Raw genomic sequence first — 14138 nt, 5'->3', positions numbered from 1 at the left:
TGGGTGCGTCAGCCGATTCAACGCCCGGCGAAGCCGACAGGAACGACCGTTCACTCGAACGCCACGGGCGTAACGTTTCGACACCCCGCAACACCCGTCGCGCGGCCGTGTTCGCGCCTGGGCGGGACACCCTCGTCCGGCATCGGAGCCAAGATCGATTGTCAGTGGTGGATGAGACGGTAGGAGCATCCAGTCGGAACGAGGGGGAGCTTCCATGTCCGGAAACCAGAACTACATCAACCACGTTGCTCTTGTGTTGGATGCCAGTTCGTCCATGTCGCACCTGAGCCGCAAGGTCGTCGAAGTAGCCGACCAGCAGATCGCGTACTTGGCCCGCCGGTCGGGTGAACTGGACCAGGAGACCCGCGTCACGGTGTACGTCTTCGCGGACAAGGTGGAGTGCGTCGTCTACGACAAGGACGTGCTGCGGATGCCGTCCCTGAAGCAGCTGTACCGGACCGGTGGAATGACGGCGCTGCTGGCGGCCTCGCTGAAGTCGCAGCGCGAGCTGGCCCAGACGGCCCAACTGTACGGCGACCACAGCTTCCTGACGTTCGTACTGACCGACGGGCAGGAGAACGCGAGCCACCGCTCCCCGGACGCCCCTGCCCGGGATCCGCGCGAACTGGTGAAGGCCGTCGCCGAGATGATCGAGACGCAGGAGGACAACTGGACGCTGGCCGTCCTCGTGCCGGACCAGATGGGCAAGCGCGAGGCCATGCAGTGCGGCTTCCCGAAGGAGAACATCGCCATCTGGGACGCCACGAGCACGCAGGGTCTGGAGGAGGCCGGGCAGGTCATCAAGGAGGCCACCGAGAAGTTCATGGTGGGCCGCGCCAAGGGCATCCGGGGATCGCGGGCGGTGTTCTCCACCGGCGGGGACGCGGTCAACAAGGACACCATCAAGGCGGCCGGTCTCGCCCCGGTGGATCCCTCCGCGTACCAGCTGCTCCCGGTGGCCCGTGACGCGGCGATCCGGGAATGGGTCGTCGAGTCCGGGCACACCTACCGCACCGGTGGTGCGTTCTACCAGCTGAGCAAGCCGGAGAAGATCCAGGCGAAGAAGCAGATCGCGGTGCTGGAGAAGAAGACGGACCGGGTGTACACGGGGCCGGAGGCCCGAGCCCTGCTCGGCCTGCCGGCCGTCGAGGCGCGGGTCAAGCCCGACCACAACGACGATTTCACGATCTTCGTGCAGAGCACCAGCGTCAACCGGAAGCTCGTACCGAACACCCGGCTGCTGCTGATGGTCTGAACCCGGCGCCGGGGCCGGGGCCGGGGCCAGAGCCGGATGGCGGGGTGACAGGGATCGCGGGAGGCTTGAGGTATGCGATGGCGCATGCCTGGTGCGGCGGTGCCGGGCGTCGCCGCGTTCACCCGGGTGTGTACCTACGACCGGCCGGGGACCATCCGCTACGCGCAGCCGCCCGAGCTCACGGACCGCAGCACTCCCGTGCGGGGCACCCGGGCCCTGCCCGCCATGGTCCAGGACCTGGACCATGATCGAGCCCTTCGCCGTACCGCCCACGCTGTCCAAGGATCTGGTGGCGAAGCTGGAGAAGGCCTGGCCCCCGGCGCAGCAGGCTCTGGTGGGCCTGCGGCCGCAGACCCCGCATCTGCTGGCGACCGGTAGCGACCATTACGTCCAGCTCCACGATCCGGACCTCACGATCGCGGCGGTCCGCCTCGTCGCGGACCGGGCGTCGGCGCCGCCCAGGACGGCCTCGCCCTCGTCGTAACGACGAGGGCGGCCCGCTCGGCTCAGGCCTGGGTCGGGTCTGCGGGGATCGGGTGTACTTCGACCGGGTCACTGCCCGGCTTGCCTCCCGGGCCGGGGCATGCCGACGCCCGTGCGGCGATCTCCAGGGCCCGGTCCTCGCTCTTGACGTCGACCAGCCAGTACCCGGCCAGGATGTGTCCCTCTTGGGCCGGGCCGTCGGTCACCTGCGGCCGCCCGTCGCTTCCCGCCCGTACGGTCTTGACCAGCGAGGGACCACCGAGGCCCTGTGCGTCGACCCATTCGCCGGCGGCGGTGATGTCCTCGTTGAGGGCACCCATGTGGGCGAACATGGCCTTCATGTCGTCCTCGGAGTACGCGGACATCATGGCGTCCCACTCGGCGGCAGGCACGTTCATCTGGATCATGTACTTCATGTTCCTCACCCTTCCGGGGCGGCTGCTGGGGTTTCGGTCCTACACAGAGGTAGACGGCCAGTGGCCGCACAACTCATCGGCACTCCAAGCACCACATCACGGAAACCTGATGATCGCCCCCAGGGCGGTGCTCGCGAGGGATGGCGTGCGTCAGCTTCCGCCTTCTTCCGCGCCGGCCAGGGCATCGGTGATCAGGCGGGTGGCGAAGTCGGGGTCGCCGGTCATGCGGTTGATGTACTCCGCGAGCAGGAAGGCCGTGGCTTCCAGCGGGTTCATCTCCGCCTCGGTCCAGTCTCCGTACTGCTTGCGCCACAGGTTGGGGCTCAGCCCGGTGCCCGCGGCGATGACGAGGCCGGCCATGGTGGGGATGGCCTCGGGACGGACGCTCCTGGGCATCATGCGCATCGTGGCAACGATGTTCGGCACGACGTACTCGATGACGTCCTTGCCGTTGTCCTCGTGGGCCCTGCGGAGCCACATCATGAACATGTAGATGAGCGTGCACGCCCCGTCCAGCAGGTCGTCGGCTTCCCTGGGGCCGAGCGACGAGGCGTACTGGTCGATCAGCGCCTGCTGTTCGGGATCCATCCCGGTCTTGCCGTCGTGAATGCCTTTGAGTCGAGAATCGATCATCAACAGCGCTGCGCCCACATCACCCGCGGGAGCGTGCTCGGGACCGTACTGCGATGCCACAGGATTTCCTCCTCAGGTTCGCCACGATGGACAGCCCGGCTCGGCCTTGGTCCGCACAGTAGACGGCCTGGCCGACGCGAGCCGCCCGCTTGCCCTTCCGTCACACCCAGGGGTCACCCGTTCTCGGCGAGCCCCCACCGGCTTGCGGGCCGCCGTACTCACCTGAGGGGTGAGAATGAACCGCCATGGCTTGGTGATAAGTGAGTTGAGGAGCAACGTGCGGATACGGGTACGGGTACGAACGGCGTCCCTGATCGTCGGCAGTGCGCTTCTCCTGACGGCATGCACGGAACACGAGGGTGCCGTTTCGGAGGCCGGGCCGACCGTGACGAGTACGGCCGCAGCGCCGACCGCCCTCGCGCTGGCCGAGCGGTATCAGCGGGAGGGCGGGGACGAGAGCGTGTACGCCATCCAGCAGGAGGCGGATCCCGAGGGGGCTCCCCTGCTGATCCTAAGGACCACGCAGAGCGAGTCGGAGAACTCCCTCTTCGAGAAGCAGCGGGACTCCGTCGTCTCGTACCTCAGGGAATTCGAGCAGCTCTCCACGGCCAAGGGCTACCGCATGGAGGTCTTCGGCCGGGACGGGTCCCTGCTCCACCGATGGGATGCCCGCCCCTAGAGCAGGAGGCGCGATCTTCCCTGCGCTAGCGCCGGTGTACTCAGCGCAGGACCGTCCGCTCGCCCGGCCGGATACGTACGACGGCTTCCGCGCGCTCGCCCGGCGACAGGCGCAAGCGGTCGGCCGTGTGCGGGGCTTCGCCCCGTACGTCTTGGGCAGGGGCAGGGCCGTCGACTGCGCGTCGCCCAGGAGGACCAGGCCCGCGAGCGCGGTGCGGAAGTCCACCGCGCCGACGGTGGACACCTTGGCTCCGGTGTAGAACCAGGTGAAGAGCACGCCATCCGGCGCTTGCCGCCGGTCCCGAGGTCGTTCAGGGGCGCTGTCGGGGCGGGGCGTGGTCAGTGGATCCGGTGTTCCGTCCAGAACGGGGTGAGGTCCCGGGGCGTTGCCGCCTGGGCGGCGCGCTTGAAGTCCGTGGTGGTGGAGACGCCCAGCCAGTGGTCGCGGACGTAGCCGCGCAGCATGGCTGTCATCGCCGGGGTGCCCAGGGTGCGTTCCAGGTCGTGCAGGGCGCAGGAGCCGCGGTGGTAGACGACTCGGACGAACTCGGAGCGGTGGCCGGCCGCGTAGTAGGCCATGGAGTGCGTGAGGGCGGCGGTGTCGCTGGGCCAGGCTCCCTGGTCGTCCCAGCAGGTGGTGGTGTCCGTGCCGTAGTACGACTGGTTCGCGTACTGGGCGAAGGATTCGTCCAGCCAGGGCGATGTGAACTGGTCGTTGCCGACGATGCCGTAGAACCACTGGTGGGCGATCTCGTGGACGACGGCCGACCCCTCCGGTTCGGTCCAGAGCAGGACGAGGCCCGGGAACTCCATGCTGCCGAACTCGTCGAGGTTGTCGCTCATGACGAGGTCGAGCTCGCCGTAGGGGTAGCGCCCGAAGCGCTTCCCGAACGCGTCGACCGAGCCGACGGCGTCCTTCAGGTCGGTGGCGACGCCCTCGGGGGACGTGGCGGCGGTCCCGTACGCGTTCAGCCGTACCCCGCCGGGCGTGGTCACCGTCTTCGACAGGAAGGGGCCCGCCGCCCACGCGAAGTCCCGTACCCCGTGCGCGACGCTGGTGGTGACCGTGCGGCCGGGTGCGCCCGCGCGGCGGCTGGTGGTGCCCGTCGCGGGGACGACGAGCGCGCCGGGGTGGTCGAGGACCACGCGGAAGTCGCCGGTCAGGGTGTAGAAGCTCTCGCCGAAGCCGACGTCCGGGTCGAGGTGCCGGCCCTGGGCGTCGCGTACGGACAGCAGGGGCAGCGCGTTGCCGAGGTAGCGGTGCGCGCCGTCCTTCCCGAAGCGGTGGACGCGGTCCGGGACGGTGATGTCCACGTCGAAGGAGACGGTCGTCCGCGCCCCGTACGGGAGCGGCGCGGGCAGGTCGATCTGCAGGGCGGTGCAGTCGACGGTGAGCGGTCGCGGGGTGCCTCCGGCGACCCGGCCCACCCGGACCGGGGACGGCGCCTCGGGGGTTCCGCAGCCGTCGGTGCCGTTGCCCCACAGCCTGATGTCGACCGAACGCAGCGGAGTGCGGGCGGAGTTGCGGAAGGACACCGTCTGGCGGCCGGTCCAGTGCGAGCCGCCGGTGTCGCCGCGCAAGGACACCTCGTAGGAGGGGCGGTCGGGCGTCGCCGTCGCCGTCGGCGCGGGTGCCGCGCTGTCCGGAGGGGTCTGGGCCGTGGCCGTCCGGGGGACGCAGAGCAGGACGGAAGCGAGGGCGAGCAACAGGGCCCGCCGAATCCTGAGCGAGATCATGGCAGGCACGCTAGAACGTCCGTACGCCCGGAAGGGCGAGTTCCCGTGCACGTGCCGCGGACGCCCCCGCCGGGAGGCGCCCGTACGGGCCCGGGCAGGCCGGGCGAGCACCAACGCGCGGTTGCTGCAGGGGTGTTGGCCGGTCGGGCGGATGGATGCCCTAGGCGGGCAACTCGGCGGCCGCTGAGCGCAGGAGCGCCAGGAAGGCGGTCGTCGCGGGTGAGGGGGCCGCGCCGCGGGAACTCGCCGTCCGCGACCTGGCGGACCTGCTGCCGGTCCGCTGACGGGGCCCGGCGGAGCGGGGTTTCCGGGCGGCTTACGGCCGGCCGGCTCCGGCGAGCCCGGAGAGCGCCGTCCGCCAGGCCGAGGTGACCGCCCCGTGGGCCGCGGCCGTTGCCTCGGAGAGGCCGTCCGGCAGGAACAGGGGCGCGCCCACGTGGACGTGCAGGCGTGGCCTGCGGACCGGGGCCGTGAGGACTCCGGCGAGCTGCTTGGCCGTCGTCCCGGAGCTCACACGGCGGGCGCCGGCCTGGCCGACGGGGCGGACGGGTGCTCCCGTGGCCCGGGCGAGGCGGGCCAGGCCGCTGCGGAAGGGCAGGGGCGCGGCTTCCCCGGAGTCGCGGCGGGCGGGGATGCCGCCTTCCCCGTACATCAGCACGCACCGCCCCGCCGCCAGTGCCTCGGCGGCGTCGGCGAGGGAACTCGCCGCGCGGGCGGTTCCCCGGTGGACCGGGACGTGCCCTTCGCGGGCGAGCGCGCCGCCGAGCACCGGGACCCGCCACAGTCCGGCCGTGGCCATGATCACCGGGTCGACGCCGAGCCGGCGCAGGGCGGCGACCACGATGACGGGGTCGGCCAGGCTGGTGTGGTTGGCGGCCAGGATGGTCCCGCCGACGACGGGGCCCGACGCGTCCTCGGAGACGGTCATCCGCCCGAACACCGGGGCCAGGGCGGCGGCGACGCGGCTGATCATGGAATCGAACCTCCTGGGAGTGCGGTCTACGTGCCCCCAGCGTGTCGGCCGCCGCCCGGTCCGGCATGAGTCGCCCTACTCAACCCGCCTGGGTACTCGAGCCGACGCGGGAGCGGGAGCGGGAGCAGGAGCGGGAGCAGGAGCGGTGGCCGGGAGGAGGGCGGCGGCGGCCGTCTGGCAATGTGTTCCCCGTGACCACCTACGTGCCTGCGAGTCGTGACCGCGGCGGACCCCGCCGGGCCCGGACCCGTCTGGCGGCAGCCGCTGCGGTGGTGGTGACCGTCGGCGCGGGGTTGGGTCTACGGGCCGTGGCGACGGGCGGCCTGGCCAAGTACGGCGGGGACGCGCTGTACACCGTACTGATCTTCGCCTTCATCGTGCTGGCCCTGCCGCGGGTGACGGCCCTGAAGGCTGCCGCGGGCGCTCTCGCGGTGAGCTGGACGGTGGAGTTCCTCCAGCTCACCGGGGTGCCGGCGGAGCTTTCCCGGCACAGCGCGGTCGCCCGCCTCGTCCTCGGGTCCACCTTCAATCCGCCCGACCTGTTCTGGTACGCGGTCGGCGCGGCCGTCGGCTGGCTGGGCCACACCGCGGCGCGGCGTCTGTCGCCGGAGACGGCCTAGTGATCTGGTTCGGAGATGCGTGAGCAGTAGCGGCAGATGCGGTCGAGGATCTGGTCGGCGGTCTTGGTCCACTGGAAGGGCCTGGCCTCGTCGTTCCAGACCTTGATCCAGTTCTCGAGTGCGGCCTTGAGGTCGTCGAGGGAGCAGAAAACTCCGCGTTCGAGGCAGCGCCGTTCCAGCTCGGCGAACCACCGCTCGACCTGGTTGATCCACGACGAGTACGTGGGTGTGAAGTGGAGCTGGAAGCGGGGATGCGCGAGCAGCCACCTGTGCACCACCGGTGCTTTGTGGGCCGAGAGGTTGTCGCAGATCACGTGGACCGCCAGGCCCTTGTCGGTCTGGCGGTCGATCTCGTCGAGGAAGTCCCGGAAGTCCACGGCCCGGTGCTGCGCGGACAGCTTCGTGATCACCTTGCCCGTCGCGGTGTTCAACGCGGCGAACAGATCGACGGTGCCGTGCCGGACGTAGTCGAAACTTCGACGCTCGGGGACTCCAGGCAGCATCGGCAGCACCGGCGCGGTCCGCTCAAGGGCCTGGATCTGCGGTTTCTCGTCCACTGCGAACACCACCGCGTTGGCCGGCGGGGCGAGGTAGAGGCCGACTACGCCACGGATCTTGTCGATCAGAAACGGGTCGGGGGAGACCTTGAAGGTCTCGGTCCGCCACGGCTGCAGGCCGAAGGCGTGCCAGATCCGCAGCACGCTCGCCGGAGAGATCCCCACGGCTTTGGCGAGCTCCCGCTTGGACCAGTGCGTCCCGCCCGCGGGGGTCTCTTCAAGGGTGCGGACCACCACCTCTTCGACCTGGGCATCCGTGATGGTCCGCGGCACCCCGGGCCGTGGCTCGTCCGCGAGCCCGTCCAGCCGGTCCCGCAGGAACCGGGCCCGCCACTTGGTGACGGTCCCCCGGTTCACGCCCAGTCGGGCGGCCACCGCCAGGTTCGGCCCGCCCTCCGCGCACGCCAGCACGATCCGGGCCCGCAGGGCCAGACCCTGCGCGGTCTGGCGGCGCTTGACCCAGTTGTTCAACACCTGCCGCTCGGTCTCACTCAAGACCAGCGGCTCCAGCCTGCTGTCACCCACAAACCACAGCAGACCGAAGCCGACCAGCACCCGTCAGCCGAATCCGGGAACTGGTACGGAACACGACTCACGTGGTGCCGAACGAACTCACAACCGGATCACTAACGACTGCGGGTCAGCGCCTCGGGGGCGCCCGCGGACTGGGCCCCTTCGGCCTCCAGGATCAGCCGGTCGGGCTCCGCCAGGGTCAGCACGTAGAGGTTGTTCTTGGGGCAGTCGAAAGTGGCCGCGGGGTCGGTCGGATGGCTGGTCACTGCTGCGAAGACCGCCTTGTCCCCGGTCGTCTGCCGCAGTTCCAGGGCCTCCGTGCACCCCAGGTTCCGTCCGGTGGCGACCTCCTTCACCTCGCTGACCTGGCGGCCCACGAGGTCTCCGACGGATCCTGAATGCAGCGTGACCGTGACGGAGAACTCGCCCGTCCTGGCCCTCGCGACTCCGTCCGCGTCGGGTGTCCCGGGTCCGGTGCCGGTCCACGTACCGACCCACGACCGCGGTATCGCCGACGCGGAAGCGGACGGGGTCGCCGATCCGTCCCTGCCACCGCCACCGCCCCCACCCCAAGGCATCTTGATCACGAGGGTGGCCGCGACGACGAGGGCTGCGGCGCCGACGGCCGCACCCGGCACCCAGGGCGCGCGTCGTGGCCCGGCGGGAAGGACGGAGGGCAGCGGCGGGGTCGCCGCGAACGCCGCGGGAGGTGCCGGGGGAAGCGTGGGCACAGGCACGGGCACGGGCACAGGCACGTGCACAGGGGCAGGGACAGGCACCGGCGCGGGGAGCGGCTCGGACGCGGCAAGGATGCGGCGTAGGCCGGCCTCCCGGTGGTTCGTCTCCGCCGCCAGCGGAGACGGTAGCGACCCGCCCCAGTCCTCCCCTGACGCGCCGACCCTGGCCAGCGCCTCGTCGGCGGTCGGGCGCTCCTGCGGATCCTTGGCCAGGCACTCCCCCAGCAGGGAACGGAGCCCCTCGGGGACTCCGTCGAGGGCGGGCTCGTCGTGCACGATCCGGTAGAGGAGGCCGGGGAGTTCCGGCTCCTCGCCGTCGGCCAGGAAGGGGCTGCGGCCGGTGGCAGCGTGGACGAGGACCGCGGCGAGCGAGAACACGTCCGCCGGGGCCTCGGCCACGGATCCGGTCGCCTGTTCCGGCGCGAGGAATCCGGGCGTGCCGATGACCGCTCCCGTCCGGGTGTGGCGCGGGTCGTGCACGGCACGCGCGATGCCGAAGTCGATGAGGAAGGGCCGCTCCCGGCCGAGCAGCACGTTTCCCGGCTTGATGTCGCGGTGGACCACGCCCGCCGCCCGTACGGCCACGAGCGCGGCGAGGAGTTCCCGGGCCAGGCTCCACAGGGCCGGCTCGGCCAGCGGTCCGTGCCGGTGGACCCACTCGCCGAGGGAGGGCGCGGCGACGTACTCCGTGGCGAGCCATTGCGGGGACGCCCCCGGAGCGCTGAAGTCGACCACCGAGACCGTCCACGGCGAACGTACGCGGTCGTTGGCGCGTATCTCCCGCGCGAAGCGGGCGGCGAAGTCGCCGTCGCCGCTCAGTTCCCGGCGGACGGTCTTCAGGGCCAGCGGCCGGCCGGACGCCGTACGGGCCAGGAAGACCTCGCCCATGCCGCCCTCGCCGAGTCGTGCCAGCAGGCGGTACCCGCCGATCTCCGGCGGGTCGCCGGGCCGCAGTGACTCCACCGACTCCCCCTGTCCACAAGGCCGTTGTCCGTACGCGTGGGACGCACGGACCGGCCGGTGGAGCCACCTTAGAGGACCTGCCCGGGGGCCGGACCGTCAGGAGGACATGATGAAGCGCAGGGCGAGACCCGAGGCGGTCATCCAGTGGGTGACCTTGGCGAAGTCGTTGTAGTACACCGTGTCGACGCCGGGGAAGGCGACCTTGACCGGCGCGCCCAACTTGCTCCCGGGCTCACGGTCCTGGAGCTGGACGGTCATGGTCTTCGCCGGGGCCTCGTCCATGGGGCCGTTCAGGAGCAGGGCGGCGTGCGTCTGCTTGCCCGGAGTGATGGTCTCGAACGGTGTCCCGGGAGTCGGGGCGCTCTCCTTGATCTCGGGGACCAGCCGCTGGGCGTCACCGAGCTGGACGAGGGGATAGTGGTAGACCTTGCACGCCTTCTTGCTGGTGTTGGTGAGGGTGAGGAGGATGCGCCGGACGCTCTGGCCCTTCTCGTCCTCGGTGCTGGTGGTGACCGAGACGTCGCCCGGGGCGCAGAGGGCGACGGCCCCGCCTCCGCTGCCGCCCGTGTCGGTCGCTCCCGGACTCGGCTTCGCCGAGGGCGTGCCGCCGGGCTTCGGCGTGCTCGGGGAGCCGGTGGCGCTCGGGGTGCTCGACGGGCTCGTCGTGCCCGGGCTGCTCGGCTGGGCCGTGGGCTTGCCGTCGCCCGGCCCGTCGCCCCCGCTCGGCGAGCACGCCGCGGACGCGAGCAGTGCGGTGGCCGTCGCGGCCCCGATGACGTACGTCTTCCAGCCCCTGTGGCTCGTGCGGGCGGCAGTGTTCATGGTGTTCCCCCGTTGATCGGCCCTACGCGGCCGCTGTCGACTCCCGATGATGAGCGCAGGCCGCGGTGGCCACGAAAGGTTCGGCGGGGGGCCGCCATGGCCTCCGCCTTGCTCCGTACCGGCACTCCGTCCGGCCTGCATGAGCAGATTCCCCTCATCCGAGTGGCGTCAGACGCCCGTTACGAAGCAAGGACAAGAACGGCACGCTTCGGTCAGACGACGGGCCGACCGGGCGACGGCCGTAAACCCCCGCCGGGTGGTGCGAGGGGTCTCTTCGACAAACCCACCGGCACCCGCTGCGCGAAGCGGTCCTCGGCGCGGGATGGACCTGGCGCGGGGTCCTCTTCGGGAAGCTATGACGCGGGCGGCGGCGGTGGGACCGCTGCCTGCCACCCCTCGGCGACGGGATCCGGCCAGGGCGCAGGCACGGCTCTGGCGCCCCCGCGCCGGGCCGGGTTTCGCTGCGGGCCCATGAGACGACACAGGTTCACGGGCGCGCTCGGCGCGCTCGCCCTCGCGGCCGCCACCCTCACGGCCGCGGGCCCGGCAGCAGCGGCCGGACCCGGCGGCGCGCCCACGCCGGACGCGGCCCCCGCAGCGGCGGCGACGGGCGCGCAGCCGCCCGCCGAGTTCGGAACGGACTGGCACGATCCGCTCACCGCCGCCCCGCCCCTGGCCCGGCCCGCGACCCGGTCCTGTCAAGTAGCCCTCGCCGAGGCGCAGTTCCGCGACTTCACCCCGTACCGGGGCGGTTATGCGCCTCCCACCGCCTGCGGCCCGGCCGACTGGGCGAAGGTGGTGCTCCGTCTCGACGGCAAGGTCAAGGGGCGCCAGTACGACCGCCTCGGCCACCTCTCCGTCGGTGGCGTGGAGCTCTTCCGCACCTCCACCCCCCAGCCCTCGCCGGACGGCATCGCCTGGTCCGTCGAGAAGGACATCAGCCAGTACCGCGACACCCTGAGCCGCCCTCAGCCCGTCGAGATGCTCATCGGCAATGTCGTGAACGACACCTACACCGGTGTCATCGACGTCAAGGTCACCCTGACGTTCTACGCGGCCGAGGGCGGCACGGGAGCCGGCCGCACGCCGGACCGGGCCGTCCCCCCGGACCGGGTCCTCCCGCTCACCACCCCGGCCGTCACCCTCCCGCGCAATACGGAGCGCCTCCTCGCCGAGGTCTACGCCACGGGCTCCGGCGGCGGGTGCGAAGAGTACTGGTACCTGACCGTAGTCCTACTACTTCCACGACGGTGACGACCGCACCTCCCTCGCCGGCCACATCGGATACGCCATGCGCACCGCGGACCAGGCCGCAGGTGCGCGCCACCGAGACGTCCGCGCCGCCGGAACCATCCTGCGTACCGCCCTGGAGGACCTGGCCGACATCCTGGACCAGCGCGGTCTGCGATGCCAACGGCCCGGTCCTGTCCCGGGTCACGCCTCCGCGGGGATCAGGTGTGGAGGCGGCTGTTGGGGCCGTCCAGGTCGCCGGCGCTGTCGTCGTTGAACCAGTAGTCCCCGGCTGCCAGATACCGGAACGAGTGGACGCTTGCGCTTGGCAGCGCGACCGTGATCGCGCGTTTGCCGTCCTTGCGGGTCTTGAGGGTGTGGACGCCGGGCTGCCAGTCGTTGAAGTCTCCGACCACGCTGACCGGGCCGGGCGGGGTGTCGGCGGGAAGGATGAAGGTGACCTCGGTGCGGTCCTTCTTCAGCGTGCGCTCCAGCATGGGGGTGGGCCTCCTGACTGGCGGCGGATGGGTACGACGTCATCGTCGGGGCAGGCACCGTCGACCGCACGCCGACCCGGCCTCCGTGGCCTTGACATCACCCGGCCGCCACACTCGGTGACATGAGTGATGCGATATGTCACTTAGCGTGTAATCGTGGTGTGCGGAATCTTCATCCACGCATCGGATAGGAGTCGCGGTCATGGGCGGTATGAAGGACAAGGGCCAGGAGCCGGGCAAGGGTCGCGAGGAGCAGCAGCGCACGCGGCGCACCGGCCAGGACCCTGTTCACCCCGAGGCGGGCCAGGCCGCGCGGGGGAAGAGCCCCGAGGAGCTCAAGCGGCGTCACGAGGAGGAGATGAGCCGCGAGCGCGGCGAGGACGAGATGCGCGACGAAGAACGCTGAGAACGGCCTGACCATCACACCCCACACACGCAGGACCCCGCCGGGCCCATAGTCACCAGTCAGCGGCGGGGTCCTGTCACGTGCCCGGACACCAGGCCGGGCCTGCGGGGTGAACCCTGGCCCCTTGGACGTCAGGGCCCGCCGGCCGGGCCCTGGAACCGTCGCCTTGTGAGCCCGTGGGAGTTCCCCGGGCGGGCTTTTGGTGGGTGTGGGCTCAGGGCTGCTCCTCCCATCAGGCCATTGCCCCGGAGCCGGGCGGGCGCGCATCGAGTCGGTGGATCGCGGCGAGGTGAGGTGGCATGGAATGCGACTTCGGCATCACGGTGAGGCGCTACGGTCCGACCGTGCACGTGGCCTTGGCCGGAGAACTCGATCTGGACACCAGATCCGCTCTCGACGACGTGCAGGCCGCCTTCGACGAGGACGTTGACGTGCTTTGCTGCGACATGCAGCACCTGACGTTCATGGACGTCACGGGCCTGCACCGGCTTGTCGACCTCGCCCGTCGCGCCGAGGAGCGAGGCACCGCGGTCTTCGCGTCCAACTGGCAGCGACAGCCCCTCAGGCTCCTCGACCTCACCGACAGCCTGTACCCATCAGACGGGCACGGCGAGCCCCGCTCCAAACCCACCAGCCCGCTGAGCCGCACACTCCGGGACGCCGCGGGAACCCACCGCGCCGCCGGGGCCGAGCCGGTCCATGCGGCCCTGTCCCGGCGAAGGCTGTGATCGGCGGTCCGTGAGACCGGCAGGCAAGCCTTTCCAGGGGGTTCCGCGAAGACGACACCCTGCCCGTCACCGTCCTGCTTGAAGTCGCCCGGCGCCTCGACATCAACCCCGCCGAGATGCCCGGCAAACTCTCATTTCAACTGGATGCGGGTGGCCAGGCCACGGTACGAGCGCGGATGTGGTCGGCGGGGGCGTGGACGGTGGCGATGGCGCGGTGGCGGGTGGGGGCGGCCCGAGATGCGGTGCGCGACGTAAGTGTCGGGGTCGGTGCCGGGGATTGGACTCCAGACCCTCTGATCCGAAAAGCGCGGCCGCCGCGTGCTGCGATGTCCTCGACCAGGCCGCGAAGGTACTTGAGTGGATGGAACTGGGCCTGGTCCTCGACCCTGACGGCGCCCGCCACCGGGAAGGGCAGGCCGGTCTCCGTGACGAACGAGGCGCTCAGGCCCGCGGACCGGGCAGCCTCCGCCTCCGCGCGCAGCGCCTCGACTGCCTCGGGGCGCTCGCTGTAGGTGACGGCGGGGCGCCGTTCCAGTTCGCAGTCGATACCGAGTGTGTCGGCCACCTCGATGACGTGCCGCAGGGCGGTGCTCTGGGACGCCGCGTACCGGCCGGCGGCGTCGTCCCCGTGCTTGGTGCGCAGGGGGTCGTAGACGGCGGTGTGCAGGGCGGTGAGTTTCCCCGTCGTATGGCCCGTGACACCTGCCGCGACCCGGTTCGCTTCCAGCACGACCACGCTCTGCCCCGCCGGGTGAGTTCCCATGCCGTGCTGAGCCCTGCGATTCCACCGCCGATGACAGCAACGTCCGCCATCGTGTCCCCTGCCACGGGCGCGAAGGAGGGCAACGCGGCCGTCCGGGCCCAATAGGAGCGGCCTCGGTCAGGTAGCG

At 71.2% G+C, this 14138-nt stretch carries 15 protein-coding genes and 1 pseudogene; 7 read left to right on the top strand and 9 right to left on the bottom strand.

Features of this window, described 5'->3' with window-relative positions; genetic code table 11:
* The first annotated feature begins 214 nt into the window (after positions 1–214).
* Together MTF69_RS21860 and MTF69_RS21855 are read left to right on the top strand one after the other, a co-directional pair.
* Positions 215–1255, top strand: coding sequence for a vWA domain-containing protein (locus tag MTF69_RS21860; RefSeq protein WP_243336773.1), 1041 nt, complete (start codon positions 215–217; stop codon positions 1253–1255).
* Positions 1256–1499: 244 nt separating this feature from the next.
* The gene (locus MTF69_RS21855; RefSeq protein ID WP_243336771.1) at positions 1500–1739 is read left to right on the top strand and encodes a hypothetical protein; all 240 of its coding nucleotides are present in this window, start codon (positions 1500–1502) and stop codon (positions 1737–1739) included.
* 22 nt (positions 1740–1761) lie between these two features.
* On the opposite strand, the gene MTF69_RS21850 is transcribed toward MTF69_RS21855, so the two are convergent.
* Positions 1762–2154 carry a YciI family protein gene (locus tag MTF69_RS21850; protein WP_243336769.1) on the bottom strand — a complete coding sequence of 131 codons (393 nt, stop codon included), beginning with the start codon at positions 2152–2154 and terminating at the stop codon, positions 1762–1764.
* A 150-nt stretch (positions 2155–2304) separates the two neighbouring features.
* Complete coding sequence (locus MTF69_RS21845; protein ID WP_243336767.1) at positions 2305–2847, bottom strand: hypothetical protein; 543 nt, start codon at positions 2845–2847, stop codon at positions 2305–2307.
* 325 nt (positions 2848–3172) lie between these two features.
* Between MTF69_RS21845 and MTF69_RS21840 the strand changes: the two genes are divergently transcribed.
* The gene (locus MTF69_RS21840; RefSeq protein WP_243336765.1) at positions 3173–3466 is read left to right on the top strand and encodes a hypothetical protein; all 294 of its coding nucleotides are present in this window, start codon (positions 3173–3175) and stop codon (positions 3464–3466) included.
* 338 nt (positions 3467–3804) lie between these two features.
* On the opposite strand, the gene MTF69_RS21835 is transcribed toward MTF69_RS21840, so the two are convergent.
* Together MTF69_RS21835 and MTF69_RS21830 are read right to left on the bottom strand one after the other, a co-directional pair.
* Positions 3805–5202 (bottom strand): M1 family metallopeptidase, encoded by a 1398-nt coding sequence (locus MTF69_RS21835; RefSeq protein ID WP_243336763.1) that lies wholly within the window; start codon positions 5200–5202, stop codon positions 3805–3807.
* Positions 5203–5518: 316 nt separating this feature from the next.
* On the bottom strand, positions 5519–6175 hold the full coding sequence (locus MTF69_RS21830; protein ID WP_243336761.1) for a 1-acyl-sn-glycerol-3-phosphate acyltransferase: 657 nt from the start codon (positions 6173–6175) through the stop codon (positions 5519–5521).
* A gap of 191 nt (positions 6176–6366) precedes the next feature.
* Here MTF69_RS21830 and MTF69_RS21825 point away from each other — a divergent pair, with 191 nt between their 5' ends.
* Entirely contained in the window at positions 6367–6795 is a 429-nt protein-coding gene (locus MTF69_RS21825; protein WP_243336759.1) for a DUF2809 domain-containing protein, read from the top strand.
* Here the strand turns inward: MTF69_RS21825 and MTF69_RS21820 are convergent.
* The 3 genes from MTF69_RS21820 to MTF69_RS21810 form a co-directional block, all read right to left on the bottom strand.
* A complete protein-coding gene (locus MTF69_RS21820) occupies positions 6792–7877 on the bottom strand; it encodes an IS630 family transposase (protein ID WP_243336757.1) in 1086 nt (361 codons plus the stop codon). The two genes, MTF69_RS21825 and MTF69_RS21820, sit on opposite strands and share 4 nt — an antisense overlap.
* A 101-nt stretch (positions 7878–7978) precedes the next feature.
* On the bottom strand, positions 7979–9565 hold the full coding sequence (locus MTF69_RS21815) for a serine/threonine-protein kinase (protein ID WP_243336755.1): 1587 nt from the start codon (positions 9563–9565) through the stop codon (positions 7979–7981).
* Between the two features lie 96 nt (positions 9566–9661).
* Positions 9662–10387: a DUF4232 domain-containing protein gene (locus tag MTF69_RS21810; protein WP_243336752.1), complete on the bottom strand. Its 726-nt coding sequence runs from the start codon at positions 10385–10387 to the stop codon at positions 9662–9664.
* Between the two features lie 471 nt (positions 10388–10858).
* Between MTF69_RS21810 and MTF69_RS21805 the strand changes: the two are divergent.
* Positions 10859–11617, top strand: a pseudogene (locus MTF69_RS21805) (peptide-N4-asparagine amidase); the annotation flags it as partial.
* A gap of 221 nt (positions 11618–11838) precedes the next feature.
* Here the strand turns inward: MTF69_RS21805 and MTF69_RS21800 are convergent.
* Positions 11839–12114 carry an isoamylase early set domain-containing protein gene (locus MTF69_RS21800; protein WP_243336751.1) on the bottom strand — a complete coding sequence of 92 codons (276 nt, stop codon included), beginning with the start codon at positions 12112–12114 and terminating at the stop codon, positions 11839–11841.
* A 202-nt stretch (positions 12115–12316) separates the two neighbouring features.
* On the opposite strand from MTF69_RS21800, the gene MTF69_RS21795 reads away from it, so the two are divergent.
* Both MTF69_RS21795 and MTF69_RS21790 read left to right on the top strand, forming a co-directional pair.
* Positions 12317–12520 carry a hypothetical protein gene (locus MTF69_RS21795; RefSeq protein WP_243336749.1) on the top strand — a complete coding sequence of 68 codons (204 nt, stop codon included), beginning with the start codon at positions 12317–12319 and terminating at the stop codon, positions 12518–12520.
* Positions 12521–12819: 299 nt separating this feature from the next.
* Positions 12820–13248: an STAS domain-containing protein gene (locus tag MTF69_RS21790; protein WP_243336747.1), complete on the top strand. Its 429-nt coding sequence runs from the start codon at positions 12820–12822 to the stop codon at positions 13246–13248.
* A gap of 136 nt (positions 13249–13384) precedes the next feature.
* On the opposite strand, the gene MTF69_RS21785 is transcribed toward MTF69_RS21790, so the two are convergent.
* On the bottom strand, positions 13385–14011 hold the full coding sequence (locus tag MTF69_RS21785; RefSeq protein ID WP_374323517.1) for an FAD-dependent oxidoreductase: 627 nt from the start codon (positions 14009–14011) through the stop codon (positions 13385–13387).
* Positions 14012–14138: the final 127 nt, after the last annotated feature.

Origin of the sequence: Streptomyces sp. AP-93 (assembly GCF_022808175.1) — a bacterium.
Lineage (GTDB): Bacteria > Actinomycetota > Actinomycetes > Streptomycetales > Streptomycetaceae > Streptomyces.
This window is presented reverse-complemented; position numbering and strand designations above follow the sequence as displayed.

Coding starts and splice junctions, on each gene's coding strand:
- MTF69_RS21860 (WP_243336773.1), top strand. CDS start 215: ATGTCCGGAAACCAGAACTACATCAACCACGTTGCTCTTGTGTTGGAT.
- MTF69_RS21855 (WP_243336771.1), top strand. CDS start 1,500: ATGATCGAGCCCTTCGCCGTACCGCCCACGCTGTCCAAGGATCTGGTG.
- MTF69_RS21850 (WP_243336769.1), bottom strand. CDS start 2,154: ATGAAGTACATGATCCAGATGAACGTGCCTGCCGCCGAGTGGGACGCC.
- MTF69_RS21835 (WP_243336763.1), bottom strand. CDS start 5,202: ATGATCTCGCTCAGGATTCGGCGGGCCCTGTTGCTCGCCCTCGCTTCC.
- MTF69_RS21830 (WP_243336761.1), bottom strand. CDS start 6,175: ATGATCAGCCGCGTCGCCGCCGCCCTGGCCCCGGTGTTCGGGCGGATG.
- MTF69_RS21810 (WP_243336752.1), bottom strand. CDS start 10,387: ATGAACACTGCCGCCCGCACGAGCCACAGGGGCTGGAAGACGTACGTC.
- MTF69_RS21800 (WP_243336751.1), bottom strand. CDS start 12,114: ATGCTGGAGCGCACGCTGAAGAAGGACCGCACCGAGGTCACCTTCATC.
- MTF69_RS21795 (WP_243336749.1), top strand. CDS start 12,317: ATGGGCGGTATGAAGGACAAGGGCCAGGAGCCGGGCAAGGGTCGCGAG.
- MTF69_RS21790 (WP_243336747.1), top strand. CDS start 12,820: ATGGAATGCGACTTCGGCATCACGGTGAGGCGCTACGGTCCGACCGTG.
- MTF69_RS21785 (WP_374323517.1), bottom strand. CDS start 14,011: ATGGGAACTCACCCGGCGGGGCAGAGCGTGGTCGTGCTGGAAGCGAAC.